This window comes from Cupriavidus sp. IDO (genome assembly GCF_000812465.1).
Lineage (GTDB): Bacteria > Pseudomonadota > Gammaproteobacteria > Burkholderiales > Burkholderiaceae > Cupriavidus.
Genome location: NZ_JWMA01000033.1, coordinates 81,176 through 105,388, shown reverse-complemented (window position 1 = coordinate 105,388; position 24,213 = coordinate 81,176). Strand labels below are relative to the sequence as shown.

Annotated in this window: 22 protein-coding genes and 1 pseudogene; 8 read left to right on the top strand and 15 right to left on the bottom strand. The window is 64.6% G+C overall.

Annotated elements, in window-relative coordinates; genetic code table 11:
- Positions 1–4: 4 nt before the first annotated feature.
- From RM96_RS10885 to RM96_RS10845, 11 genes and pseudogenes are all read right to left on the bottom strand, one after another.
- Positions 5–541 carry an integrating conjugative element protein gene (locus tag RM96_RS10885; protein WP_039010401.1) on the bottom strand — a complete coding sequence of 179 codons (537 nt, stop codon included), beginning with the start codon at positions 539–541 and terminating at the stop codon, positions 5–7.
- A 7-nt stretch (positions 542–548) separates the two neighbouring features.
- Positions 549–1,124, bottom strand: coding sequence for a lytic transglycosylase (locus RM96_RS10880; protein ID WP_039010399.1), 576 nt, complete (start codon positions 1,122–1,124; stop codon positions 549–551).
- A complete protein-coding gene (locus RM96_RS10875) occupies positions 1,109–1,834 on the bottom strand; it encodes a TIGR03759 family integrating conjugative element protein (RefSeq protein ID WP_039010452.1) in 726 nt (241 codons plus the stop codon). The genes RM96_RS10880 and RM96_RS10875 overlap by 16 nt, the downstream gene beginning before the upstream one ends.
- Positions 1,835–1,843: 9 nt before the next feature.
- A complete protein-coding gene (locus RM96_RS10870; RefSeq protein ID WP_039010398.1) occupies positions 1,844–2,497 on the bottom strand; it encodes a hypothetical protein in 654 nt (217 codons plus the stop codon).
- A 2-nt stretch (positions 2,498–2,499) separates the two neighbouring features.
- The gene (gene pilL2, locus RM96_RS10865; protein ID WP_052279451.1) at positions 2,500–3,072 is read right to left on the bottom strand and encodes a PFGI-1 class ICE element type IV pilus protein PilL2; all 573 of its coding nucleotides are present in this window, start codon (positions 3,070–3,072) and stop codon (positions 2,500–2,502) included.
- Between the two features lie 230 nt (positions 3,073–3,302).
- On the bottom strand, positions 3,303–3,533 hold the full coding sequence (locus RM96_RS37010) for a hypothetical protein (protein WP_082016505.1): 231 nt from the start codon (positions 3,531–3,533) through the stop codon (positions 3,303–3,305).
- Positions 3,534–4,658: 1,125 nt separating this feature from the next.
- A pseudogene (locus RM96_RS38575) lies at positions 4,659–4,754 on the bottom strand (single-stranded DNA-binding protein); the annotation flags it as partial.
- A complete protein-coding gene (locus tag RM96_RS10860; RefSeq protein ID WP_039010397.1) occupies positions 4,751–5,299 on the bottom strand; it encodes a DUF3158 family protein in 549 nt (182 codons plus the stop codon). The pseudogene RM96_RS38575 and the gene RM96_RS10860, both read right to left, overlap by 4 nt.
- Entirely contained in the window at positions 5,296–6,072 is a 777-nt protein-coding gene (locus tag RM96_RS10855) for a PFL_4669 family integrating conjugative element protein (protein WP_039010396.1), read from the bottom strand. The genes RM96_RS10860 and RM96_RS10855 overlap by 4 nt, the downstream gene beginning before the upstream one ends.
- 410 nt (positions 6,073–6,482) lie before the next feature.
- Entirely contained in the window at positions 6,483–7,043 is a 561-nt protein-coding gene (locus tag RM96_RS10850) for a DUF2857 domain-containing protein (RefSeq protein ID WP_039010394.1), read from the bottom strand.
- A 9-nt stretch (positions 7,044–7,052) separates the two neighbouring features.
- Positions 7,053–8,738, bottom strand: coding sequence for a ParB family protein (locus tag RM96_RS10845; RefSeq protein WP_039010393.1), 1,686 nt, complete (start codon positions 8,736–8,738; stop codon positions 7,053–7,055).
- 905 nt (positions 8,739–9,643) lie between these two features.
- On the opposite strand from RM96_RS10845, the gene trmB reads away from it, so the two are divergent.
- Complete coding sequence (trmB, locus tag RM96_RS10840) at positions 9,644–10,432, top strand: tRNA (guanosine(46)-N7)-methyltransferase TrmB (RefSeq protein WP_039010392.1); 789 nt, start codon at positions 9,644–9,646, stop codon at positions 10,430–10,432.
- Positions 10,433–10,504: 72 nt separating this feature from the next.
- Here trmB and RM96_RS10835 read toward each other — a convergent pair whose 3' ends face one another.
- Genes RM96_RS10835 through RM96_RS10825 form a run of 3 tightly spaced genes read right to left on the bottom strand, consistent with a single transcriptional unit; the run spans position 10,505 to position 12,336 of the window.
- Positions 10,505–11,386 (bottom strand): undecaprenyl-diphosphate phosphatase, encoded by an 882-nt coding sequence (locus RM96_RS10835; RefSeq protein ID WP_039010390.1) that lies wholly within the window; start codon positions 11,384–11,386, stop codon positions 10,505–10,507.
- Between the two features lie 60 nt (positions 11,387–11,446).
- On the bottom strand, positions 11,447–12,007 hold the full coding sequence (locus RM96_RS10830; protein WP_039010449.1) for a DUF1439 domain-containing protein: 561 nt from the start codon (positions 12,005–12,007) through the stop codon (positions 11,447–11,449).
- A gap of 23 nt (positions 12,008–12,030) precedes the next feature.
- Positions 12,031–12,336, bottom strand: coding sequence for a YkgJ family cysteine cluster protein (locus RM96_RS10825; RefSeq protein ID WP_039010388.1), 306 nt, complete (start codon positions 12,334–12,336; stop codon positions 12,031–12,033).
- 267 nt (positions 12,337–12,603) lie between these two features.
- Here RM96_RS10825 and RM96_RS10820 point away from each other — a divergent pair, with 267 nt between their 5' ends.
- The 7 genes from RM96_RS10820 (at position 12,604) to RM96_RS10790 (ending at position 23,205) form a co-directional block, all read left to right on the top strand.
- Entirely contained in the window at positions 12,604–13,362 is a 759-nt protein-coding gene (locus tag RM96_RS10820) for a TetR/AcrR family transcriptional regulator (protein ID WP_039010387.1), read from the top strand.
- A 58-nt stretch (positions 13,363–13,420) separates the two neighbouring features.
- Positions 13,421–14,539: an efflux RND transporter periplasmic adaptor subunit gene (locus RM96_RS10815; protein WP_039010385.1), complete on the top strand. Its 1,119-nt coding sequence runs from the start codon at positions 13,421–13,423 to the stop codon at positions 14,537–14,539.
- Positions 14,540–14,559: 20 nt separating this feature from the next.
- On the top strand, positions 14,560–17,778 hold the full coding sequence (locus RM96_RS10810) for an efflux RND transporter permease subunit (RefSeq protein WP_039010384.1): 3,219 nt from the start codon (positions 14,560–14,562) through the stop codon (positions 17,776–17,778).
- A 145-nt stretch (positions 17,779–17,923) separates the two neighbouring features.
- Positions 17,924–18,577, top strand: coding sequence for a protein-L-isoaspartate O-methyltransferase family protein (locus RM96_RS10805; RefSeq protein ID WP_039010383.1), 654 nt, complete (start codon positions 17,924–17,926; stop codon positions 18,575–18,577).
- A gap of 14 nt (positions 18,578–18,591) precedes the next feature.
- Positions 18,592–18,915 (top strand): rhodanese-like domain-containing protein, encoded by a 324-nt coding sequence (locus RM96_RS10800; protein ID WP_039010382.1) that lies wholly within the window; start codon positions 18,592–18,594, stop codon positions 18,913–18,915.
- A 105-nt stretch (positions 18,916–19,020) separates the two neighbouring features.
- The gene (locus tag RM96_RS10795; RefSeq protein ID WP_039010381.1) at positions 19,021–20,529 is read left to right on the top strand and encodes a TolC family outer membrane protein; all 1,509 of its coding nucleotides are present in this window, start codon (positions 19,021–19,023) and stop codon (positions 20,527–20,529) included.
- A gap of 354 nt (positions 20,530–20,883) precedes the next feature.
- The gene (locus RM96_RS10790) at positions 20,884–23,205 is read left to right on the top strand and encodes a TonB-dependent receptor (protein WP_039010380.1); all 2,322 of its coding nucleotides are present in this window, start codon (positions 20,884–20,886) and stop codon (positions 23,203–23,205) included.
- Positions 23,206–23,234: 29 nt separating this feature from the next.
- Here the strand turns inward: RM96_RS10790 and RM96_RS10785 are convergent, their stop codons facing one another.
- A complete protein-coding gene (locus tag RM96_RS10785; RefSeq protein WP_039010378.1) occupies positions 23,235–24,062 on the bottom strand; it encodes an META and DUF4377 domain-containing protein in 828 nt (275 codons plus the stop codon).
- Between the last annotated feature and the right edge of the window lie 151 nt (positions 24,063–24,213).

Here is a 24,213-nt window from a genome sequence, read left to right as displayed (position 1 = left end):
CACATCATGGCTCGATGCCGGTGGAAGTGATCAGCACTGGATAGTGACGGATGCCCAGCCGCTGAGCCAGATCGTCGCCCGAGGCAGGCGACAGCATCAAGCCCGGCGCAAGGCGGCGCAGCGCGGCCAGGGCTTCCGGCGACACCACGTTGACCACCAGGCCCATCGCGCCCAGCTCCTGCAACGCCCCCCGGCGCTGCAGGAGCCAAGCGCGGGAGCGATCATCGTCGCCAATCAGGAACAATGGTGTGAGGCCCGGCGCGCGGATGACGCGGCGCGGTTCATTACCCGGCGACAGCCGTGCCGAGCGCACCGGCAGCATGGCCGCCTCGGCTTCTGCCAGACCTCCGATGCGGGGTGTCCGCTTCGGTGCTGTCGGCCCGGGTGCCCCCTCACTCTCGGCATTCAGTGCCTGGTAGTACGGCAGCGCCAAGGCGCCGCCGCGGTCCTCGACAACGATCAGGGGCTGGGCGGTCGATTTCGCCAGGACGGTGGTGGCAATGAGCAGCCCCAGGGCGCAAGTGCAGAGCATCCGGTTCATGGCGTGGTCACTTGATAGCGGAAGGCGTTGTGCGCGGCCCCAGCACGCGAACGAGGTGCTGATGAACACTACGGCGATAACGAGCGGACGGTGCGCCGCCGGCTGGACGGTGGTAGCGGCCGATGGCGGCCAGCCAGTCCTCGCCCTCTATGTACTGCTCCTTGAGAATTTCCGCGACGATCGCGAGATTCCTGTAAGGGTCGAGGAGCTCGCAGGGATGACTGTAGCGATGCGCCTGGTAACCGAGATTGACCTGCCCGAGGCCGGCGTCGATCCGGTTGGCTGGGATGCGGCTGAGCGCTTGGCGCAAGCGCGCGCACGTCTGAGCCCGCGTGGCATAACGCTCGCCCCTTCCCGCAACATTGAGTGTCCACGGCCAGGGGATCAACCGTCCACGCAGTCTGGTGCCGCTCTCCTGCAAGGCCACCGCGTACAGTACTGGCGACGGCAGACCTGCGTGCTTCGCGGCAATTTGGTAGGCCGGCGGCGGCTCCTCTTGCGCGGGCGCAACCGATGCCCAGACGCAGGCGCCTAGCAGGAGCGCGACACGCAACGCGGATTGCGGATTTACTGCCGCTGCCATCTGCCGTTCAGCTCACGTACCACGGCCGGCAGCTCGCCCGGCACGCCGAGGGACAGCCAACGTCCGGCATCATGGTTGAGAGTGATCGTGCGTGCGCGGACTCGGGCCGGGTCGATGCCGGACCGAGTCGCCCACTGGCGGATATGAGCATCGTCCAGGCGGCTGCCGACCATATAGACATCGAACGCCGTGCCCGCCGTCTGCAACTGGCGCACGCGCTTGTCGCACGGCGCGCAGTCAGCCCTGACGAAAACGGCCAGGCGACCAGAACCGCTGTTACCAGCGCTCAGTGTCTGCGCACCCGGGAGATTGACACGTTGCTGGCCCGGATAGAGGCGCTTCCAAGCCGCGTCGTAGGCCCTCTGGTAGGCGAGGGTCTTGTTCACGCGCCGTGCCTCAACCTGCACCTGCAGCTCGGCGTAGTGGTTGCGCTCCTCGTCACTGCGTGCCTCGATGCCCAAGGTCGTGAGAGGATCGAGGTTGGGGGAATAAACGCCCAGCGGCCCTTGCATCAGTTGCCGGTAGCGCGTCCATTCTTCGGGACGCAAGCCCCAATCCCTGGCCTGGCGCTCGTCGAGCGCGGCGTCAATGCTTTTCATCACCTGGCTCTGAGCGACGCGCGGGGTCGCCAGCGGCGCTGTCTGTGCGTACGCACAGGGTAAGCCGACTACCAGGATCACGGCAAGGACGGCCACAGGTACTTGCGTCATAGTCCGCACCTACGGGATTGCGATGCGCAGCGTGTGGCCGTCGATGCGGAATACCGCGGCATGCGCTTCGATGGCTTGGAGCTGCCAGGCGCCCATGGTGTCGCCCTCACGAAGCAACCGCACTTCGCGCGCCGAAGCTGCGCCCCGCGCCGCGACGGATACAAGGCGCTCTCCACCGCGCAGCTCCAGACCGATGACATTGAAGGGCGGCTCGGGTACCGTTGGCTTGGGACGTTCAGCGTCGCTCCGTGGTACCACGGCCATGGTCGGCGCTGTCCGCTTTAGGCGATCCTCAATGGCGCTGACGCGCGCTTGCAACGCCTGCAACCCGCTGGCGCTATCATCGGCGGTCTGAGCCTGCTCAACCCGCGACAGGCGCTCATCCAGCTCTTGGCGCGTGGCATCGAGATCGGCCCGGATGACGGGCGTGGGCTGCAGCTTGACGGCCTCGGCCCGCTTTTCCAGACCGTCGACACGCGTCGCCAGCGCCTGGACATGGGCATTCTGAGCGCTGGCGCGGCTATGCTCGGTCAGACGCGACAAGCCAACGCTATTGAGGATCGTCAGTGTGCTCACAAGCAGCTGCCAGATGCAGGCGACAACCCACGGCCAGCGTACGCGTCGATCGCGTTTGGACGGAGCCGGAATGTTCGGGACGTTCATGGTTACCCCTCCGGAGTATCGATGCGTTCGACGGATTCGGCGCGATCCAGAGCCGGTGCCGTCGGGGTGGGGGTAACGGGCGCCACCGCGTGCTTGAAGCAAACCTGGCGCGAGGTTTCATCAACGGCCATGTCCCACGCCGGACCAGCGAGCGTCAGCAACGCATCGCGCAGAACCATCGGCCCCAACCGTAGATGAGCCGCCGGCAACGGCAGCGCATACAGCATTACGGCCTGCGAGCCCTCGCACAGCCGATATCCCGACCGCTGGAGGACATGGCGCATGGCGTCGCCGACCGTGGAGTCGAGCGAGGGCGGGATGGTGATGTCCACGACCTGCTTCATTAGTTCCCGCTGCCCCGGCTCCGCCACCAGTTCCGTCAAGGTGTAGCGGCCGTAGCGGACGACGGGCACAGGGGCGCCTGGAGTATTCGTCCCGGATATCAGCGCTTGGGATTGCTCGGGTGGCCCGGGCGTCTGTGTCAGATCGGCCGGTGGTACGGTGGTGGCACAACCCGTGATAAGGATGGCCCCGGCGAGACCGGCGAGAGGGAGAGAATAGGCGGACAGTCGCATTGATATTGGCTTCCGAAACATGCAGCCATTACCTTCGCCGTATTCGATGCAAACGGCAGCACCAAATGGGAACCGCATCGTCACCGGTTTGGCGATGCAGCCACGGGATCGTGGAGAGCCAGTTAGCGCCGCGGGGCCGTTCTTCCGCCACAGTGTGATCAATCACGTCTTGGGACAAAGACTCCCCAAGACACGCCTGCAGGCTGGGATCATGGCTGGCACCGCTGTTGTCAGTGCCCCGTCGGCAGGGCCGCCTCTGCCGCCTCCCGTGAGGGGAAATACTCCACTGACTCACGTGATACCGATCCTTCACGGTCGGCAGTGCCGATGTAGTGGCCGGCGGCGCTGGAAAGCACCTGCAACGATAGGTGTTTGCCCGTGTAGGCCTTGGCCAGATGGCCGATGGACACGGGACAGGCCTGTGGGGCGCTCAGTGGCGCCGATGCGATAGCAAGTGACATAGTTACGCCTGCGAAGGGACGGAAAGCCCCACACCATGACGGAAACGGAATCGTCCCAAAGGCTTACAGAAAAGCGCATCGGCGTCGGGAAGACGCTCCGCCGCAGGGAGACAATGCGAAGCGGACCGTTGCGATGCATGCGGCGATCACGTCTTACAGACTTGAAAATCCTGGCGGTCTCGCCTCGCGCTGACCGGGCGGCAGCCGCCATGCCCGGGGCCGCGCCACTTTCTGACCAGGCAAAGAACAATCGGCTGAAAGCACCAGGCTTTCAGCCTTGGACAAAGGCGCCACCTGTGGGCTGCTGCAGTCCTGTCAACGGCATTTGCTGCGCCAGCAGTCGCACTCGACCCGTATCGTGGCTGGGGTCGACATCCTTGGGCACACATCCGTGCACAAAGGGAGCCCGTTGTTCCACCGGCGGGCACCGGCAACGAATACCGACGACCCGAAGGGTCTCCTCGAGGCTCGCTGCGGCACAGGCCCGCAAGCCGCCAGGAGACCCTTCGCCATCGACGGAATCAACTGGACCAGCGCAACCGCGCCGAGCGCGGTCTATCAAGGAACGGCCTTCTCGCCTCGCATGTGCATAACGGCACCGTGAGACGCGCGCAACGTTGCAGAAGGTAACATGCGCTGGGATTTCCCGCGGGATGCGGGCAATTGGCCACGCCGGCTAATGCAGCCGGCGTAGCGCAGGGTTCGCGAGGCCAGCGCCACCTGTCATGGAGACCTGGCTGATGTACGCCACCGCGAGATGCGCCGCCCTGCGGGCGAGATCTTCATCCTCGGTATCTGGATCCGACAATGAAGGCTCCTTGTCGATGGGCGGTTCGTCGGATGGGTGACAGCATGGCTGCGCCGAATGAGACGGGCCACAAAAAAGCCGGACGGCATGGGCACCGATTCATGACCGTCGAAGGGACAATTGTCGCAGCACGCGTCGATTGTTTGCAACCAGCGAGGGGACCGCAAGCTTGCCTCGGGAGAGCGGATGGGAGCGAGTCGACCGCCGGGAATCTTTCCCGGGCGATACCACACTGGTGCACGGCGGTTGTATACGACAGCGTTCTCGTCGGAACCCGCTCTTCGCCGCAGACCCGCGCGCCGAGCTGGAACAGTGTGGCGCGGCAGCCGGCCCGGCTTGCGATTGCCATTGGCAAACTCGCGGTAGTCCGGCGCAAAGCCGATGTTGCCTTCGCCGACAAACGATGGGCTCATGGCGACTCCTTGGGAATGGTGACAGTGGACGTGGCATGGCTATGGGTGCGCCGTAGGTAAACCGCCTCAGCCTGGGCCATCTTGTTGGCGCATTCCAAGGCGTGGCGGGCGATGCTGTGGGTCAGGCTGATCTGCATGTTCAGCGCAATACGCTGCAGCTCCATCGCATACAGGTCGTCAATCAGCGAGGCCGGTATCGCAGGACTGCCGATCAGGGATTCCCACAAGGCGACGCCCATGGATGAGCGGTCGACATTGCGCCAGCGTAGGAAGGTCGTCCCTGCGCCAGTCGTTTGCTGGGCCAGCTGCACATTGAGCAGGTTGAAGGGATAGGCTCTGGCTTGGGGCAGCACACGCCGCTGCGCCAGGACGATCACGCTGTCGCGCAGCGCCAGGCATTGACCGGCCCAAGCCTCCAAACTCCCCTTACCTTTAAAAGGTTGTAAAAGGCCTTTTAGGTAGCCTGCGTGTTCCAGCCGCTGGAAGTCCGCCTGTTCCAGCGCCGTAAAGCGCCTCGGCTGGACGGGCATGGTACGTACCGTCATTTCGTCGCATCCTCGTCGCGTGCGGCAGTGCCGGTTGGGTCATCGATGGCGCCGAAAGTCGGCTCCACCGCGGTGGGCGCGGCTGCGGATTCGCGACTACCGCCTCGGCGCGCAATAGGCGGTGCAAAGCGTGAACGGCGCGTGCCTTCGAGCACCTCCTGTGGCAGCTGGCCGAACTTCTGCACTGCCGCCTGCGCCGCCGCATTGTTCTCCGCAAAGTCAGCGCGGGTTGCGCCAGAGGAGCAATACTCTTGGGCGAGCGAAAACAGGCTGCGCATTGCGTGCGCGCCATCGTTGAGCCAGCGCTCCAGCGTGCTTCGGTCGATCAGCGCCGTATGGTGGGCGAGCATCAGCTTGCGCGCGAGGTCGTCGTAATCAGCCAGCAAGTAAATGGCCGCAAAGCCGAGCTGGGCGTTGACGAACAGCGGAAGTTTCACCGGTTGAAGATTCAGGTTCTCACCAAGGCTGAGCGCGGGAGGTACGCTGGTGAGCGCCTGCTCCACCTGCTCGCGCAGCGTCTGCAGGCGCCTCTTAGTGTCGTCCAGCTTGTCTTCGATGCGAAGCATCCACCAGTCGGAGTAGGGATCGTCCTGCTCGGCGCCGCGCTTCATCTTGCTCATCACGCTGATGTAGCCGTTGAGGCCGATGATGCCGGGCCGCCCCTCGGCTGCGGGGCGGCCATGCCAGATACGGGACGCGTGGTGAGTGTGCAGCGTCAGCGATATCGCGCTGCGCAACGATCCGAGATTTAGTTGCAGGGGTTCATTAGCCATAGGGACGACTCAAGAAGGAGGAATGAGTCGCTAGCATCCGCGTCGGCCGGAAGGGCGTCAGTCAAAAAACCGCAGACCGGGATTGCCCGCTTTATTCGATGCGGAAGGCCGGGTGTGCCAGCTATCCCCTGGGGATAGCTGGCGGTCAGCCATTTTCATGGAGAGCCGTGGGAGCTATACCTCGCATGTTCTGCACACCAGGTGGCCCTCTGAGCGTCACGTAGGCAGCGTAGCTCGAACAGTCAAGCTCATGAACCGGTTGCGCGCTAGTGCTGCATCCATACGCGGCGTTGCTCCCGATGCCGTTTGGGCGATCGATGGGGCCGATACCAGTTCCCTTGTGTATCGAGGAACCATGCCGACAGTACTAGGGGGCCATCACGCCATGGCGCACTGCCCTTCCCAAGAGTCTAGACCAGCCCCTCGTCGATCCAATTTCGGATCGACGCCCAGACCACCGACATCGGTAACGTCAGGCTCTCGGCCAGGTCCATCGACAGGCCCAGCATGGGCAGATCGTCGTCCAGCGCAAGATTACGCTCGCCGACTCCGGCCTTCCAGTGTTTCCACAGTGCGATGCCCTGTGCCTCGTCTAGCACCGGGTGCCGGCCCTTGCGTTTGGGCAAGCCGAGAATGTCGCGCCGCAGCGCGATTTCTTGATGCGTGAGGCCGTAGAAGTGGCTCACCATCTCCGTGCTCGCGCCCAGGCGCAGCATGCGATCCACCGTGGCAATTTCCTGCTCCACGTCATGCACTTGGCTTAGCAGCCGCTTCAGGACCTCACGATTGACCGATACCGAACACCACGACACCGTGGCGTTGACCAGCACACTGACTAGCGCCGGATGCTTGAGCGCCTCCAGTTCCTCTTCGCCGAATCCCATCGCTTTGCACCGACGCAATTGGCCATTGCGCAGATCGTTCAACGCTTGGGCGATGACAGCCTGGTTGAGCGGGTGAGGTGACGACATGGTGGCCCCTCAGGAGTCGCGGCCCGGGTCGGCGAATCCCGTACCGTGCTCCAGGTCTCGCAGCCGTCGCGCCAGACGCAGCAGCCGGAACAACTTGATCAGGCCAGTGTCGCTCAGTCGCGTGGACGCTGCGCCCGTACCATACAGCAGCGGCGCCAGGTCGTTATCCAGTCGCGCACGATTCAATCCCGTCGCGATTGACTCGGGCGTGCTCAACGCATGCAACAGCGCCAGAAGCGCGCCAGGGAAATCAGGCAAAACGCTCACCTGCCCAACGCGGGGGGTCATGCAAACGAAGCCGATACCACTGTCACTTGGCACGATCTGTTCGGCAACCGCCGCCTCTTCGGCAATTTCACGGGCAAACTGTGCAATATGCACCCGAAGTCGGCCTGGCTCGTCCAATCCTGGCTCGATATGCCAGACATCCGAGATCGGGTAGAGGCCATCGGCCAGAACCGGAATTGCGCAAGAGGCATTCGTGTCAAAGTCGAATAGCCTGTCGCCCAACTGGCTCGAGACCTGGCCCTGAACGCACTGCATGCGTTCGGTGGTCGGCGCCGGAGACACGATGCGCCCCTGCACGCGCTGCCCATCACGGTCGGCCCGTACTGGCGCGGCTGCTTCTTCCTCCGCTAGCCCGCTGCCAGCCGCAGACACCATTGCAGCCCGTGTTGAGGCCCCTTTGAACGCCAGTCCAGTCGATACGCCGCCCGGCTGGGCAGTTGTCGCCGCCTGAGGAAGGGATGCCGACTTTGGCGTCGAGAATATGGTAGAGACCGTCGATTTCGCCGGCGCCGGCTCGCTGCTCAGCGCGCGCTGCCGGCTTTCGCTGCCGTCGATCTCGAGGCTCAGCGCATCATAGTCTGTGCCCAGCAACTCGGCCATCTGGCCCACTAGTTCATCCTTTACCCGCTGGAGCGAAAAGCCATCCGGTAGCGCGTCGAACTGCGACAGCACATCCTGGAACAGCGAGGCGAAGTCCACCACGAGGTGACCCTCCTGAGCCCTTCGTTCCCAGGTTCGCTCGCACGCCTTGCGCAGCACCACGAGCTTGTCCACCTGATGCCGGCCGAGCCCTTGGTACAGCACGGTAGGTATCGCTGGCAGCAAATAACACACCGCATCTTGCATGCGGCTGATGTGTGATTGCTGCACCGGATAGCCATCGGCCGTCAGGCGCCGGGCGAGTTCGGACTGGCTCAGTTTGCTACTTGCCTCCTGCTCGTAAAGTCTGCGCGCCTTCTCGACTCCCAGGGCGCGCTCGATGAAAGTCAATCCGCCGCGCAGTTCGTTTTCTGCCAAGTGGCCCGTTAAGGCGGCGATTTCGCCCCGTTCCGGCCACGGACGGAATAGGCAGGAGATGCGGAAGAACCGTTCCTGCTTGGTCTCTGCCCACAACTCGCGAAGTATTGCCAGTCGCGTATTGCCACCGTTGCGAATGATGTAATGCGCTTCATCTGGGCGCCTAGTTATCGCCGGTGGCGCATCCAAGCCGCGCGCTCGGATGGACGCTTTGATTTCCTCATAAGCCGGATTGCGCATAACGCGCGGATCGTGCTCATACGAGCGCAATTGGTCCAGCGTCACAATCATCGATGTGCCAGCGATGGGATCGCTCCCAGCTGTTACCGAAGGGACGGCCCGCTGGAAGTTGGCGGCGTTCAATTTGTCGTCATTGTCCCGAGGATTCATCCGGATGCGCGGGAAACCTCGGCCTTCAGGCCGGGAAGGGATAGCGCGCCGTGCGTAACTCGGCCTTCTCCCGCTACTCCTTGGTCTTAGCTATCCTTGTGTGTCGGTATCCGTCACTCCGTTGGAGCCGGCTCAATGTCGATGCGCAATGCCTTGGACCACATCACTGCCGCGGTGGATAGTGAAATTGCCAGTCGCTCGAACCGCTACGCAGACAACGTAGGTTCCCGGCTTATTGCCAGTGGGCAATAAGGCGTGCACCCAAGTCTCCAGTCTGGAATCCCTGCATGCGATCTCGCGAGTTTCCGTCTCGGCACACCTGTTGCCTTCGGCGTCGCGAACCGGGCGTACGCAACAACTCCCAAGGACCGCTTATATGCAGATACTGGGTCTCTTCCGGCAGGCGATGCGCAACAGTCACATCGACATATGCCGCGGGGCGCACCTGCGTGATTAGACCTGCTCTGCCAGCATTTGACAAAGACCGATTTTGCATGAATTGTTGCGCCTGGAGGCATAATCAGTGCGTCCTGAGCGGTGGCCTGTGGGAATGCTGCCAGACAAGGCGGGCAGCCTCGCTTACCCAGATGTCAGGCTCCCAAAATCTGCCCAGCAAGTAGGCCATGGCATCCCATCGTCGATGCGCATATCCAATACTGTCTTGGTTTTCAAAGCAGGACTCGCCCATCCGCATGAGCTGGGGACGTCTGAAGACCTTTAGCTTCGCTTGCCGAAGAAGGACGTCGCAGTACATAATACGGCCCCACCCAATGGGCACGAGAATTAACCGTTTTTGTTCCCTGGGCTGGGGCTGTGTTATGTTCCCACCACCCCTTGCGCTTCCCGTCGAGATAGGCCGCCTTTGTCACCGTTACGGTGATCTGCCCGGCGGCTTTTTTGTTGCCATGCTTCCCCAAGACCCCAGCACTGAACCGACGCCGGCCGATGACGCCACACAGGTCGACAACGCCCAGCAGCCGCCCGTCCCCTCCCCCGCCGACCCCGAAGGCGTAGCGCATCCGCGCCGGATCCGTTCGTTCGTGCGCCGCGCGGGACGGACTTCGACCGGGCAGCAGCGGGCTATCGAGGAAGTCGGCCCGCGCATGATGGTGCCGTACGCGCCGCAGCCGCTCGATTGGGAAGCGACGTTTGGCCGCCAAGCGCCGTCGATCCTGGAGATCGGCTTCGGAATGGGCGAGACCACCGCGCATATCGCCGGCCTGCGTCCGCTGGACAACTTCCTGGGCTGCGAGGTGCATGAACCCGGCGTGGGCGCGCTGCTCAAGCTGATTGACGAGCGCGGCCTGGCCAATGTGCGGATCATCCAGCACGACGCCGTCGAGGTCATCGCGCATATGCTGACCGAGGATTGCCTCGATGGCGTCCACATCTATTTCCCCGATCCCTGGCACAAGAAGCGCCACAACAAGCGCCGGCTGGTGCAGCCGCCGCTGGTGAAGCTGCTCGCCAGCCGGCTCAAGCCCGGCGGCTACATCCATTGCGCGACCGACTGGGAGGAGTACGCCCACCAGATGGTCGAAGTGCTTGCCGGCGAGCCGAGCCTGGTCAATACGTCATCCGCCGCCGACGGTTTTTCCGAGCGACCGGACTACCGCCCCATCACCAAGTTCGAGCGCCGGGGCGTGCGGCTGGGGCACGGCGTGTGGGACGTGATTTTCCGCAAGCGCGCCTAACGCGCAGCGGCCGGAATGCAAAAAGGCGTGGCACATCGGCCACGCCTTTTTCATTTCTGACGCCCTGGATGCTCAGGCGTGCCAGGACACCAGCCCCGAGTACGCCGTTGCCAGCACGATGATGCCGAAGACGATCCGGTACCAGGCAAAGGGCTTGAAGTCATGCGTGGCGACAAAACGCAGCAGCCAGCGCACGCACAGGAAGGCAGACAGGAACGCGAACACGAAGCCCACGCCGAAGAGGCCGATGTCGTCCGCCGACAGCAGGGCCCGCGCCTTGTACAGTTCGTAGACAGTCGCGCCGAAGATCACCGGAATCGCGAGAAAGAACGAGAACTCGGTGGCCACCTGGCGCGACAGCCCGAACAGCATGCCGCCGATGATGGTCGCGCCGGAGCGAGACGTGCCCGGCACCAGCGCGAAGCACTGGGCGAGGCCCACCTTGAGCGCATCCCGCCAGTTCAGGTCATCGACCGATTCGATGCGCGGCGCGCCGGCCTTGGCCGCCTCCAGCAGCGCATTGCCCTTCGGATGCGAAACCTGGCCGCGGCGGGCCTCGCGCCGCTCGGCCAGCAGGATCACCACGCCGCCGACGATGAAGGCCAGTGCCACCGTGACCGGATTGAACAAATGGGCCTTGATCCATTTGCCGAACACCAGCGCCAGCACAATGGCAGGCACGGTCGCAACGATGACGTTGATGGCAAACCGCTGCGCCTTGGGATCGGACGCCAGCCCGCTCACTACATCGCCGATGCGCCGGCGGAATTCCCAGCACACCGCGAGGATCGCGCCGAACTGGATGACGATCTCGAAAATCTTGCCTTTCTCGTCATTGAAGTCCAGCAACTGGCCGGCCAGGATCAGGTGGCCGGTACTGGAGATGGGGAGGAACTCGGTCAGTCCTTCGACGATGCCGAGTATCACGGCTTTCAGGGCGAGTGCAATTTCCATGCGGGATCGGAAAACGTTGACGTGAAGCGAGACCCGGATATTGCCCGGACCGCGCTGCCTTCAGGGGCGATTGACCTTGACGTTAATGCCGTCAGGCAAAACGGTGATTGTACCGGGCTCTACATTGGCGCCCGCGATGTGCAACTGGTCCGGACGGAACGTATACAGCGGATAGCCTTGCAGCAGCTGCTCGGCCAGGATGCCGCCAAGCGCATTGAGCTGGCGCGAGAACTGGCCGGGCAACCCCTGCACGTCGAACTGCCGCACCTCCGGGTCCTGCAGCACGACCGAGCGGGTATCCGGGTCATAGCGCAGGCCGCTGTCCAGGGCGAAGCGCCCGGTCAGCGCCTGGCGGAAGAACAGCTTGTTATCAACGGTGGCGTCGAACTGCACGTTGACACGATTGCGCGCCGGATCCAGCGTCAGCTGCGGGTTGGCGAGCTGGATGTCGAACAGTTCGAGATAGCGTTTGTTGAACGGAAACTTGCGCTCCAGCGCCGACTGCAGCTGGCTTTGCGAAAAGGTGTATTCGTTGCGGAAGGCGCCGCAAGCGGCCAGCCAGGCGGCCGCCGTGGACGTGGCCGCAATGGCAAGCCAGCGGCGGCGGGTGATCCGGGTCATATTGCCTCCGATTGCAGTGGGGTTCAGCGCGAATCGCATGCACCCGATTGCGGGCGCCCCGGCGCGGTAAGGATTTCCAGCCGCGTCAGCCAGTGCAGCGCGGCCTCGCGCGAGTCTCCGCACATTTCGGCGGAAGGCTTCAGGCCACCGCAGAATGCCGGCCGTTCGGGCCGCCCGAATACCGCGCAGCGCGAATCGGGCAACAACTGGGCGCAGGGCACACCGGCCGGCTTGCCGTCAGGCATGCCGGGCAACGGCGAGGCGATCGACGGCGCGATACAGCAGGCGCCGCAGCCTTCGCGGCAGGAAACGTCAGACAGGCAGGTCATGGCAATGGTTCAGGCGAACCGGCAAGGCGAAGCAAAGGCGCCATTGTGCCCGAGGCCGATTGAGGAGCCAGACGGAAATCTGAAACATCGGGCAACAGCGGCAAAAACGTAGCCTTCAGATCACCTGTCGCGTGCACACCTCGCCCGAGCCCCCTCCTTCCGCCGGGCTTGCTTGACCCTCCAGATTGGCTACTCTACATTACTGACCCACAAGTTATTAACATTAAGCTGCCCTCGCAACGGCCTGCCGACACAGACCAGATCCACGTGAACAAGTCTTCCGCCCCCCAGAAGGACGCCGATTCCCGGCGCTGGAGCCGCCGCAAGGCAGCCCGCCCGCAGGAACTGGTGGCGGCCGCCCTCGAACTCTTTGTGGAACGCGGCTATGCCGCCACGCGCCTGGAAGACGTGGCCGCGGCCGCCGGCGTTTCCAAAGGCACCGTCTATCTCTACTTCGCCAACAAGGAAGAACTGTTCAAGACGGTGGTCCGCGAAAACCTGGTGCCGGCCCTGGCCAGGGGTACCGACCTGGTCGACAACTTCGAGGGCAGCACGCCCGAACTGCTGCGCGAGCTGTTGCGTGGCTGGTGGGGCCTGATCGGCGCGACGCCCGTGGCCGGGCTGACCAAGCTGATCATGGCGGAGTCCGGCAACTTCCCTGACATCGCCCGCTTCTACCACGAGGAAGTCATGGTGCCGGGCGACGAGCTGTTCGCCAGGGTGCTGGCGCGCGGCGTGGCACGCGGGGAACTGCGCGATATGCCGCCCAACCCCACCACCACGCTGATCTGCGCGCCGCTGGTGTTCCTGATGCTGTGGCAACGCGCATTTGGCGCGACCGCAACCAAGGAGATCGATCCCGATGCCTTCCTGGACAACCTGCTGGAAATGCTGCTGTTCGGGCTGACGACCGGCGAAGCGCGCAACAGGCCCCTGCCCCCGCAGGTGGGACCCTATGCCTGGGAGCGGATCCGGGAGGAAATGCTGGCCCAGCGCGAGAACGCAGACGACAAAGCGGACGGCTGAGAACGCAGACGACAAAGCGGACGGCTAAGTCCCGCCGCGGACCAGAGACAAAACAACAATGAAACGAAGCAAGAAGATCCTGATCGCCGTGTTCGGCGCCATCGCGGTACTGAGCGCCACCGCTGCCGTGCGCAAGGCGGGAAGCGCAAGGCAGGCGCAGGCCGCCGCGCAGTCGACGGCCGCGGCCATGGTGGAATTCCTGCAGACGGACCTCGTCAGCGTGGCCGCACGGGACCTGCAGGTTTCGCTGCCGCTGTCGGGCAGCCTGCGCGCGCTGAACCAGGCCTCGGTCAAGGCCAAGGTGTCGGGCGAGGTGCAGCAGGTGCTGGTGCGCGAGGGCGAGGCCGTGCGCGCGGGCCAGGTCATCGTGCGCATCGACCCGACCGAGTACGAAGCCAAGGCTGCGCAGGCGCGCGGCCAGATGCTGGCGGCCAAGGGCCAGTACGAGAATTCGCGCCAGACCTGGGAGCGCAATCGCGAGCTGGTCGGCAAGGGCTTTATTTCTAGGACGGCGTTCGACAACTACCAGTCCAACCTCGATGTCGCCCGCGCCAATCTCGACGCGGCCCAGGGCGGACTGGGGGTTGCGCAGAAGGCGCTCGCCGACACCGTGGTCAAGGCGCCGCTCGACGGCGTGGTCGCGGCACGGGCCGTGCAGCCCGGCGAGAAGGTCTCGCCCGACACCCGCCTGATCGATGTGGTCGACCTGCGCGTGCTGGAACTGGAAGCGCCGATCCCGATGGCGGATGTCGCGCGCGCCTCGGTCGGGCAGTCCGTCCAGCTCGACGTCGAAGGCACCGGCCGCATTGCCGGCAAGCTGGTGCGCATCAACCCGGCGGTGAGCCAGGGCACGCGCAGCGTCATGGTCTATGTGCGGGTCGAGAATGCAGACGGCAGGCTGCGCGCGGGCATGTTCGCGCGCGGCGCGCTGGTGCTCGGCAAGCGTGACGGTGTCATTGCCGTGCCTGCCTCGTCGGTACGCACCGAGGGCGACCGTGCCTTCGTCTATGTCATCGAGAAGGACACGCTGACTGAACGTCCCGTGCAGCTCGGCATCCGCGACGAAGCGAGCGGCCTGGTGGAGATCGTTTCCGGCCTCGACGCCGGCACCGAGATCGTGCGCAACAACCTCGGCACCCTGCGCACGGGCAGCCAGGTCAAGCGCGTCAAGGCCTGAGGGCCGGAGGGCAAGCCGCCATGTGGTTCACCCGCCTTTCGATCCGCAACCCGGTGCTGGCCACCATGATGATGATGGCTTTCATCGTGGTCGGCCTGTTCTCGTACCAGCGCCTGCCGGTAGACCAGTTTCCCGACATCACCTTCCCCGTGGTGGTGGTGCAGACCGAGTACCCGGGCGCCGCGCCGGAATCGGTGGAGTCCGACGTCACGCGCAAGGTCGAGGAGATCGTCAACACGATCTCCGGCATCGACGAGATCTTCTCGCACTCCTACCAGGGCACGTCGGTCGTGGTCATCAAGTTCGACCTGAGCGTCGACGTGGGCCAGGCCGCGCAGGACGTGCGCGACAAGATCGCGCTGATCCGCCCGCAATTCCGCGACGAGGTAAAGGAGCCGCGCGTGCTGCGCTATGACCCGTCGGATGCGCCGATCTTCTACCTGTCGGTCTCCAATGCGCCGGGCGCGAACCGCAGCCAGCGCGAGCTGACCACCATCGCCGACCAGATCGTGCGCAAGCGGCTGGAAACCGTGCGCGGCGTGGGCGCCATCAATATCGTCGGCGGCACCAAGCGCGAGGTCGAGGTCCGCATCCGCCCTGCCCAGCTTGAAGCGCTGGGCATCGGCGTCGATCAGGTAATGAATGCGATCCGCAACGAGAACCAGGAGCTGCCGGCCGGCGAACTGCGTTCTTCGGCGACGGAAACCGTGGTGCAGATCAAGGGCCGCGTATCGACCCCCGACGCCTTCCGTCACATCATCGTCGCGCGCCGCGCCGGCCATCCGGTAACGCTTGGAGAAATCGCCGACGTGCGCGACGGGCAGGAAGAGCAGGAAAGCCTGGCGCTGCTCGACGGCAAGCGCGCCCTCTTCCTCTCCGTCGTCAAGGCACAGGGCCAGAACACCGTCGACACCGTCGACGGGCTGGTGCGCATGACCGAAGAGACGCGCAAGCTGGTCCCGGCCGGCGTGCAGCTCAATGTGGTCAACGACACCGCCCGCGGCATCCGCAGCAGCGTCAAGGAAGTCCGCTCCACGCTGCTCGAAGGCGCGCTGCTGACCGTGGCGATTGTGTTCCTGTTCCTGGGCTCGTGGCGCAGCACGGTAATCACCGGCCTGACGCTGCCGATCGCGCTGATCGGCACCTTCGGCGTGATGTATATGTGCGGCTTTACGCTCAACGTGATCACGCTGATGGCGCTGTCGCTGTGCGTGGGCCTGCTGATCGACGACGCCATCGTGGTGCGCGAGAACATCGTGCGCCACAACCTGATGGGCAAGGACCACCATACCGCGGCGCTCGACGGCACCAACGAGATCGGCCTGGCGGTGCTGGCCACCACCTTCTCGATCGTGGCGGTATTCCTGCCGGTGGGCTTCATGGGCGGCATCATCGGGCGCTTCTTCCACCAGTTCGGCATCACCGTGGTGGCGGCCGTGCTGATCTCGATGTTCGTCTCGTTCACGCTGGACCCGATGCTGTCCTCGGTCTGGCATGACCCCGACCTGCATGGCACCGGCAACAAGAAGAGCTGGTATGGCCGCACGGTCGGCCGACTGTTGGACTGGTTCTCGGCGCGCATGGACAAGCTCGGCAATGGCTATGCCGCGATGCTGGGCTGGGCGCTCAAACATCGCCTGGCCACGGCACTGATCGCCGTGGTGACCTTCTTCGGCAGCTTTGCACTGGTGCCGCTGATCGGCACGGAGTTCGTGCCCAACGCTGACCTGGGCGAAACGCAGGTCGGCTTCACCACGCCGGTCGGCACGTCGATCGACGTCACGGAAGCCAAGGTCCGGCAGGTCGAGGCAGCGCTCAAGTCCTTCCCCGAAGTGGCCTACACCTACGCCACGATCAATTCGGGAAACACATCGGGGCGTAATAACGCGCTGGTGTCGGTGCGCCTGACCGACCGGCGTGCGCGCAAGCTGTCGACCGTGCAGCTGAACCCGCTGATCCGCGAACGGCTGGCGGGCATCGCCGGCATCACGCTGACGATGGTCGGCATGCCCGACGGCGCGGGCGGGCAGAAGGCCATCCAGGTATCGATCCAGGGCGATGACCTGGATGAACTGCGGCGGCTGTCGAAGAAGGCCAGCGCGCGCATGACCGCCATACGCGGGCTGGCGGACCTGGATTCGAGCATGAAGGACGACCGGCCGACGATCGAGGTGCGCATCCGCCGCGAACTGGCGTCGGACCTCGGCGTGGGCGTAGCGCAGATCGGCAACGCGCTGCGGCCATTGCTGGCCGGCGACGCCATCAGCTCGTGGCGCGCCCCGGACGACCAGAACTACGACGTACGCGTGCGCCTGCCCAAGGACGCGCGTACCGGGATGGCGGACCTGAGCGCGCTGATGATCGCCAGCAGCCAGACCAACGCCGACGGCTCGCCCAGGATGGTGCCGCTGCGCCAGATCGCCGACCTGGTGCCCACCACCGGCGCCAACCAGATCAGCCGGCGCGACCTGAACCGCGAGGTGGAGCTGACCGCCAACGTGGCCGGCCGCTCGGCGGGCGAGGTCGCACGCGACGTGAAGGCCGCGCTGGATGGCATGAGCTGGCCCGCCGGCTACAAATACCGCTTCGGCGGCTCGACCAAGTCGATGAACGAGTCGTTCGGCTACGCCGTGTCCGCGCTGGCGCTGGCGGTGATCTTCATCTACATGATCCTGGCCTCGCAGTTCGCCAGCTTCTTCCAGCCGATCGCGATCATGACCTCGCTGCCGCTGACGCTGATCGGCGTGTTCGCGGCGCTGCTGCTGTTCCGCTCCACGCTGAACATGTTCTCGATCATCGGCTTCATCATGCTGATGGGACTGGTGACCAAGAACGCGATCCTGCTGGTGGACTTTGCCAACCAGGCCCGGCACGGGCATGTGGACGGCGCCGACGGCAAGGCGCCGCTGTCGCGCGAGGCAGCGCTGATCGAAGCCGCCCGCGTACGGCTGCGCCCGATCCTGATGACCACGCTGGCCATGATCTTCGGCATGGTGCCGCTGGCGTTCAGCCTGGGCGAAGGCGCCGAGCAGCGCGCGCCGATGGGCCAGACGGTGATCGGCGGGATCATCACCTCGTCGATCCTGACGCTGGTGGTGGTTCCGGTGATCTATACGTATCTTGATGACTTCGCTGCCTGGCTACGGCGGCTGTGGAAAGGCAAGAGTGCCACCGCCACCCTGCCCGGACAGCCCGCCGGTACGGCCGGCAGCCCGGCGCGGGAAGCAAGCGCGGAATGAAACCGCTAATTGCGCTAATTGTCATGTAGGCCCGGACATCGCGGAAGGTTAAAATACCGGGTTGTTTAACAAGACTGTCCGGCCGTGGCACCGCGCGGCCGCTACACAGAACCGACAGCGGTTTGCATTGGTAAGGAATGGCAAGATGGATCTCGAAAAAGCCCGATTCAACATGATCGAACAGCAAATCCGCCCGTGGGATGTGCTGGATCAGGAAATCCTGGACCTGCTGGCAGTGGTCAAGCGCGAGCAGTTCGTGCCGCAGGCGTACTCGGCACTGGCCTTCGTCGACATGGAGATCCCCCTGCCGGCCGGCCAGAACATGCTGCCCCCGCGCGTGGAAGCCCGCATCCTGCAGGACCTGGCCGTGCGCAAGCACGAGAACGTGCTGGAAATCGGCGCCGGCTCCGGCTACATGGCCGCCCTGCTCGCCCACCGCGCGCGCCACGTGCTGACCGTTGATATCGTTCCCGAGCTGGTCGAGCTGGCGCGCAAGAACCTGGCCAACGCCGGCGTCACCAACGTCGACGTGGCCGAAGGCAATGCCGCCGACGGCTGGAGCGCCGCCGCGCCGTACGACGTGATCTGCATCTCGGGCTCGCTGCCGTCGATTCCGCAGTCGATCCTGTCGCAGGTCAAGGTTGGCGGCCGCATCGCCGCCTTCGTCGGCGAACTGCCGGTAATGGAAGCACGCCTGGTCACGCGCCTGTCCGAAACGGAGTACCAGGTCGTCAACCTGTTCGAAACCGCGGTCAAGCCGCTGCAAGGCGCGGCCCAGCCGTCGCACTTCCAGTTCTGAGTACGGAGTTATCCATGCAGGTCATCAACGCGACCGAACTGGCCCAGTGGCTGGCTGACGCCAGCCGTGCCAGGCCGGTCCTGCTCGATGTGCGTGAAGGCTGGGAGGTGCAGACCTGCGCCATGCCCGGCATCACCCACATCCCCATGCGCGACATCCCGGCGCGCGCCGCCGAACTGGACGAGGACGCCGAGATCGTCTGCATCTGCCACCACGGCATGCGCAGCATGCAGGTGGCCGGCTTCCTCGAGCGCCAGGGCTATGCAAAGGTCTACAACCTCACCGGCGGCATCGACGCCTGGGCGCATGAGGTAGACCCTGCCATGCCGAAGTACTGAGAGGCCGCTGCAAACAGTTTGCCGAGCGCAACCCGGCCCGCGAAGTAAAACCCGAAGAAGAACCAATTCGTTGGCCGTGCGCGTGCCCGGCAACCTGGAGATGTCATGACGTTTGCGCCTTTCGCCGTGTCCGGAGTGACCAGGACGCGCCTGGCAATCGCGGTTTCGCTGTTTGCGCTGCTGCAGGTTCCGGTGGCCAGCGCCGCCGACCTGCTGCAGGTCTACCGCGACGCGCAGTCCAACGATGCCCAGTTCGCCAGCGCGCGCTCGCAGCTGCTGGCCACGCGCGAGAAACTGCCGCAGGGCCGCGCCGGGCTGCTGCCACTGGTCGTCGGCACCGCCGGCGCGTCGCGCACCAGGCTCGAACAGACGGCTTCGCTGCCAATCGGCGCCAGTCCCAGTGCCTCTGGCACGCGCTTCTTCAACAACAACAACTGGCAGCTGCAGCTCAGCCAGCCGCTGTTCCGCTGGGACCGCTGGGAAACCTACAAGCAGGGTGAACTGGCGGCGATGGCTGGCGAAGTCACCTTCCAGCAGGCCCAGCTGGACCTGATCACCCGCTCGTCGCAGGCGTATTTCGACGTCCTGACCGCGCAGGACAACCTGTATCTGGCCGGCGCCCAGAAGAAGGCCATTTCCGAACAGCTGGCGCAGGCCAAGCGCAATTTCGAGGTCGGTACGGCAACCATCACCGATGCCAATGATGCGCAGGCACGCTACGACCTGGCGGTGTCGACCGAGATCGCAGCACAGAGCGCGCTGGAAGTAGTGCGCGCGAACCTGCAGCAGATCACCGGCAAGCCCGTGGATGAACTGCTCGGCCTGCGGCCCGAGGCGCCCCTGCCCGCGCCAGCGCCGGCCGACGTCAACGCCTGGGCCTCACAGGCAGAAGCCTCCAATCCGCAGGTCAGCCTGGCCAGCTACAACCTCGAAACGGCCCAGCGCGAAACCAACAAGGCGCGTGCCGGGCATCTGCCCTCCGTCGACCTGGTCGCCTCCTACGGCTTCAACAACCAGACCGGCAGTGCCACGCAGGCGATCTCCACGCACTACACCGCCTCGCAGATCGGCGTGCAGCTGAGCATGCCGATCTTTGCCGGCGGCCAGATCCAGTCGCGCGTGCGCGAGACCCTGGCGCTGGCCGACAAGGCTGCGAGCGACCTCGAGTTCGCCCGACGCACCGCCGCGCAGACCGCGCGCCAGACTTATTCGGGCGTATCCAACGGCCTGGCGCAGGTGAAGGCGCTGGAAGCCGCCGAGCGCTCGGCGCAAAGCGCAGTGGAATCAAACCAGCTCGGCTATGACGTGGGCGTGCGCATCAACATCGACGTGCTGAACGCCGAGGCCCAGCTGTTCCAGACACGCGCCAACCTTGCCAAGGCCCGCTACGACACCATCATGAACGGCCTGCGGCTGAAGGCCTCCACGGGCGTACTGCAGGAGGACGATATCGTGCAGATCAATACGCTGCTGACCTCGTCGCCGGGCGCGATGTACAAGCTGCCGGCAAAGACAAAGGTGGGCGCAGTGGCAACGCCATCAGCTGCATCTGCCGCGACCGAGCGCCGCGCTGGCCGGCGTGAATCGATCGCCAGCGGTGCGCCGCGTTCCTGATCCGGTCGGCCGAGCGTAGAACGAGCCGCACTGAGATTGTGTAAGAACGCCCTGACAAGGTAGACGAGCGCTGCCGTCGGCGGCCCAAACGCCCATAACCCACGTTATGGGCGTTTTTCATTGTGGCCGATCGCGGCGGACAGTCCCGGGACCAGCAGGTCCTCTCTCCTGAAGCGCTGAATGACCTGGGCGACCAAAGCCACCCTGTTCGGCTACCCCGAATGCGCCAGGACAAGTCAGATGGAATCTGTGACAGATATCCACAGAGCATCACAATTTCTTGTAAATACGAATACTTCCCATTACCATTTGCATGGACTTATTACAGCACATTACACCGATCTGCTTCACTCCATGCAAACCGCTACAAGCTTTGAAACCCTGGCAGGTCCAACCGGCCGCTGCCGGGCGCGTCCGCTCGCACTCCTCGTCGCAGCACTTGGAGCGGGCACCCCCCTGCTCTCCGAGGCGCAGGCCGTCAATGCCGAATCTGGCGGGACCGGAGTACCCATCGTCTCGCAAAGTGGTGGGGGGCGCGCTTCGGGCGCGGGAACGAAGCCTGACGCGCCGCCGGCAAACGCAGATGGCGGCGAGCTGAATGCAGTGGAAGTCCGGGTCGACCGGATCAAGAGCGACCTTGTCAGCCCGACCCGGCAGGTCACGGTGCTGGAGCGCGACGAAATCGAGGAACTGAAGGCCGGCTCGAACAACCTCGCAACCATGCTGAGCAAGCTCATTCCCGGCATGGCGGACTCCAGCCGCACGGTCACCGATTTCGGCCAGACGCTGCGCGGCCGTGGCACCCTGATCCTGGTGGACGGCATCCCGCTCAACACCAACCGGGATTCCGCGCGCAACCTGGCCACGATCGACCCGAGCAATATCGAGCGCATCGAAATCATGCGCGGCAGCAGTGCCATCTACGGCGCCGGCGCCAATGGCGGCATTATCGCGATCACCACGCGTCCCGCCGGCGGCCCGCCCAGCGCGGATACCACCGTGACGCTGGGCACCCCGCTGACGCAGCTGAGCAAGGATGGCCTGAGCGCCAATGTCCAGCAGCACTTCTCGGGCAGCCAGGGGCCGATCGACTACGCTTTCCATCTGGGCGCGCAACACATCGGCAGCCCCTATGACGCCCACGGCCACCGCATCGCGCCCGAGCCGAGCCAGGGCGACCTGTTCGATTCCAACGTCTACAACGTGAGCGGCAAGCTGGGCTGGCGCATCGACAGCCAGCAGCGCCTCGAACTCAGCGTCAGCCAGTACCAGGCCAGGCAGAACACCGACTATGCCTCCGATCCGTTGGTGGCCAGGCTGCCGCCCGGCACCGCGGCGGCGCGGGCGATCAAGGGCCTGCAGCTCGAAGACCAGAACGAGCTGCGCAACACCGTGGTCAACCTCGGCTACCAGAACCTGGACCTGTTCGGCAGCACGCTGTCCACCCAGGTCTACTACCGCGACTACTTCACCCGCTTCCCGCCGTTCGATGCGCGTGCGGTGGCCACGCGCGGCGGCAACGTGGACCAGGTCAGCCAGAACAGCGACGTCTTCGGCGGCCGCCTGACCATCAGCACTCCACTGGGCGCCGACAAGAAGACCAAGCTGCTGTGGGGCGCGGACTACAACCAGGAGCGCAGCGACATGCCGCTCGACGTGTTCGACCCGAAGGCCTACGAGCAGAGCGGCGGCCTGGTTATCAACAAGACCGGCTCGCTGACCTATATGCCGCCGCTGACCACCCGCAGCGGCGGGATCTTCGGCCAGCTTCAGCACAAGTTCAGCGAGCAGTGGTCGATGGAAGGCGGCGTGCGCTATGAGCGCGCCAATGCCAGCTTCGATGACTTCGTGCCGCTGTCGCAGTCGAAGGTCAGCAACCCCGTCGCGGTCAAGGGCGGCACGGTCAACTACGGCGCCTGGCTGTTCAACCTCGGCGGCGCCTATTCGCCGGTGAAAGGCCATGAGTTCTACGCCTCGTTCGGCCAGGGCTTCCAGTTGCCCGATATCGGCCTGCAGATCCGCAATGCGCGCCCGGGCTTCGACATCAATTCGTCCAGCCTGGAGCCGGTCAAGACCAACAACTATGAGATTGGCTGGCGCGGCGCGTTCGGCAATACGCTGGCAACCCTCGCCGTCTTCTACACCACCTCGCAACTGGGGGATGTGCAGAGCTTCAACAACGGCCTGATCCTGACCCGCACCAGGGAGAACATCGCGGGCGTGGAAGCTTCCGCTGACTACCTTAGCGACAGCGAGATGTGGGGGGCCGGCGGCACCTTCACCTGGATCAACGGCCGCGAGCAGCCCCAGGGCAGCAGCAGCTTCCAGAACATGACGGGCTACCGCATTCCGCCGCTGAAGCTGACCGCCTACGTCCAGTACCGGCCGCTCAGCCAGTGGAGCAACCGCCTGCAGGTGACCTACTACGGCGCCCGCGACTACCGGCTCAACGACCAGAATAGCTTCGGACGGCGCGATGTCAGCAGCTACACCACGGTCGACCTGATCAGCCGCTACCAGGTCAGCAAGAAGGACACGGTCACCGTGGGGATCGAGAACCTGTTCAACCGCTACTACTACCCGCTGTACAGCCAGCTCATGCGCAACAGCAACAACACCAGCCGCCTGCCGGCCGCCGGCATCACGCTGACGGCGATGTACCAGCACCGCTGGTAACGCGGCCGCCGTGCTTGCTGCCTGGCAGGCTACTTCGCCCGCGTCCTCGACTCCACATTCAGCAGCTGCCAGCGGATCGACGAAGCATCGGCCGGCGGATTCGGCACCTGGTACTCACGTACGCGCAGCTTGTAGGCGACGCCAGGTTCGAAGTCCAAGCCTTCGATCGGACCGTACCAGAGCTGCCACGGAGCATCGGGGGATTCGCGCCAGCGGTAGCAGGTCATCTTGCCGGCGCCGCTGCACTCCACCCGTTGGGAATCGATATAGACGATCTTCTCAACGCCGGAAGCAGCCTCGACACGCGCCCCGCGCTGACCCACGCCTTCGCGCTCGACAAACTGGAGCAAGTCGGCGTCCGCAGTCTTCCAGATGATCTGCCGGCCCGTGCTCCCGGCCGACGGCTGCGTGCCAACCGTCACGAACGGCGACTGCATGGCCTTGAGCAACGCCGATTCCAGCTCCATGCGGGGCAGCGGGCAGGCCATGCGCGTGCCCGCAATCCGGTCGAAACGGATGCCGGTATCGGTCTTGCCATAGCCGCCGGTGAAGCGGTTGCAGCCGCTGGTGCCGCTGACGGTGCCTTGCGCGGCATCGATGCCGCCATTGAATTCGAAGATGACCGGCTGCCCGTTGTCACCATGCGGGATATCGCGCAGCGTGCCGTCGGCCTGCTGCCAGCGCACCAGTTCCCAGCGGCTGGGGCCGGAGGGTTGGGTTTGGTTCAGGGTGGCGCCGGCGGAGGGCAGGTCCGGTGCCGGGGCAGTCGTGCAGGCACTCAGTGCGCTTACCACCATCAAAGCAGCCGCGCCGCGGGCAGCCAAAGCGAAGGGAAACAAGCGGGTGCGGCTGTGCATGAAGAACTCCTGTAATGTGCCACGTAAAGGGCGGTCGCATGGCTTGTGCAATTGGTAGACAGAGTGCCCGCCGGAAAGTGCACACCCCCCGGGGGAATATCAGCTTAGCAAGCGGCTGCCCACCGTCACCACCAAAGCAACGAAAACAACA

What these genes read in the sequence shown, in the direction of transcription:
- pilL2 (WP_052279451.1), bottom strand. Translation starts at nt 3,072, where the DNA reads ATGCGACTGTCCGCCTATTCTCTCCCTCTCGCCGGTCTCGCCGGGGCC.
- RM96_RS10805 (WP_039010383.1), top strand. Translation starts at nt 17,924, where the DNA reads ATGGATCTCGAAAAAGCCCGATTCAACATGATCGAACAGCAAATCCGC.
- RM96_RS10875 (WP_039010452.1), bottom strand. Translation starts at nt 1,834, where the DNA reads ATGACGCAAGTACCTGTGGCCGTCCTTGCCGTGATCCTGGTAGTCGGC.
- RM96_RS10790 (WP_039010380.1), top strand. Translation starts at nt 20,884, where the DNA reads ATGCAAACCGCTACAAGCTTTGAAACCCTGGCAGGTCCAACCGGCCGC.
- RM96_RS10810 (WP_039010384.1), top strand. Translation starts at nt 14,560, where the DNA reads ATGTGGTTCACCCGCCTTTCGATCCGCAACCCGGTGCTGGCCACCATG.
- RM96_RS10825 (WP_039010388.1), bottom strand. Translation starts at nt 12,336, where the DNA reads ATGACCTGCCTGTCTGACGTTTCCTGCCGCGAAGGCTGCGGCGCCTGC.
- RM96_RS10795 (WP_039010381.1), top strand. Translation starts at nt 19,021, where the DNA reads ATGACGTTTGCGCCTTTCGCCGTGTCCGGAGTGACCAGGACGCGCCTG.
- RM96_RS10855 (WP_039010396.1), bottom strand. Translation starts at nt 6,072, where the DNA reads ATGGCTAATGAACCCCTGCAACTAAATCTCGGATCGTTGCGCAGCGCG.
- RM96_RS10870 (WP_039010398.1), bottom strand. Translation starts at nt 2,497, where the DNA reads ATGAACGTCCCGAACATTCCGGCTCCGTCCAAACGCGATCGACGCGTA.
- RM96_RS37010 (WP_082016505.1), bottom strand. Translation starts at nt 3,533, where the DNA reads ATGTCACTTGCTATCGCATCGGCGCCACTGAGCGCCCCACAGGCCTGT.
- RM96_RS10830 (WP_039010449.1), bottom strand. Translation starts at nt 12,007, where the DNA reads ATGACCCGGATCACCCGCCGCCGCTGGCTTGCCATTGCGGCCACGTCC.
- RM96_RS10800 (WP_039010382.1), top strand. Translation starts at nt 18,592, where the DNA reads ATGCAGGTCATCAACGCGACCGAACTGGCCCAGTGGCTGGCTGACGCC.
- RM96_RS10835 (WP_039010390.1), bottom strand. Translation starts at nt 11,386, where the DNA reads ATGGAAATTGCACTCGCCCTGAAAGCCGTGATACTCGGCATCGTCGAA.
- RM96_RS10815 (WP_039010385.1), top strand. Translation starts at nt 13,421, where the DNA reads ATGAAACGAAGCAAGAAGATCCTGATCGCCGTGTTCGGCGCCATCGCG.
- RM96_RS10860 (WP_039010397.1), bottom strand. Translation starts at nt 5,299, where the DNA reads ATGACGGTACGTACCATGCCCGTCCAGCCGAGGCGCTTTACGGCGCTG.
- RM96_RS10850 (WP_039010394.1), bottom strand. Translation starts at nt 7,043, where the DNA reads ATGTCGTCACCTCACCCGCTCAACCAGGCTGTCATCGCCCAAGCGTTG.
- RM96_RS10885 (WP_039010401.1), bottom strand. Translation starts at nt 541, where the DNA reads ATGAACCGGATGCTCTGCACTTGCGCCCTGGGGCTGCTCATTGCCACC.
- RM96_RS10785 (WP_039010378.1), bottom strand. Translation starts at nt 24,062, where the DNA reads ATGCACAGCCGCACCCGCTTGTTTCCCTTCGCTTTGGCTGCCCGCGGC.
- trmB (WP_039010392.1), top strand. Translation starts at nt 9,644, where the DNA reads ATGCTTCCCCAAGACCCCAGCACTGAACCGACGCCGGCCGATGACGCC.
- RM96_RS10845 (WP_039010393.1), bottom strand. Translation starts at nt 8,738, where the DNA reads ATGAATCCTCGGGACAATGACGACAAATTGAACGCCGCCAACTTCCAG.
- RM96_RS10880 (WP_039010399.1), bottom strand. Translation starts at nt 1,124, where the DNA reads ATGGCAGCGGCAGTAAATCCGCAATCCGCGTTGCGTGTCGCGCTCCTG.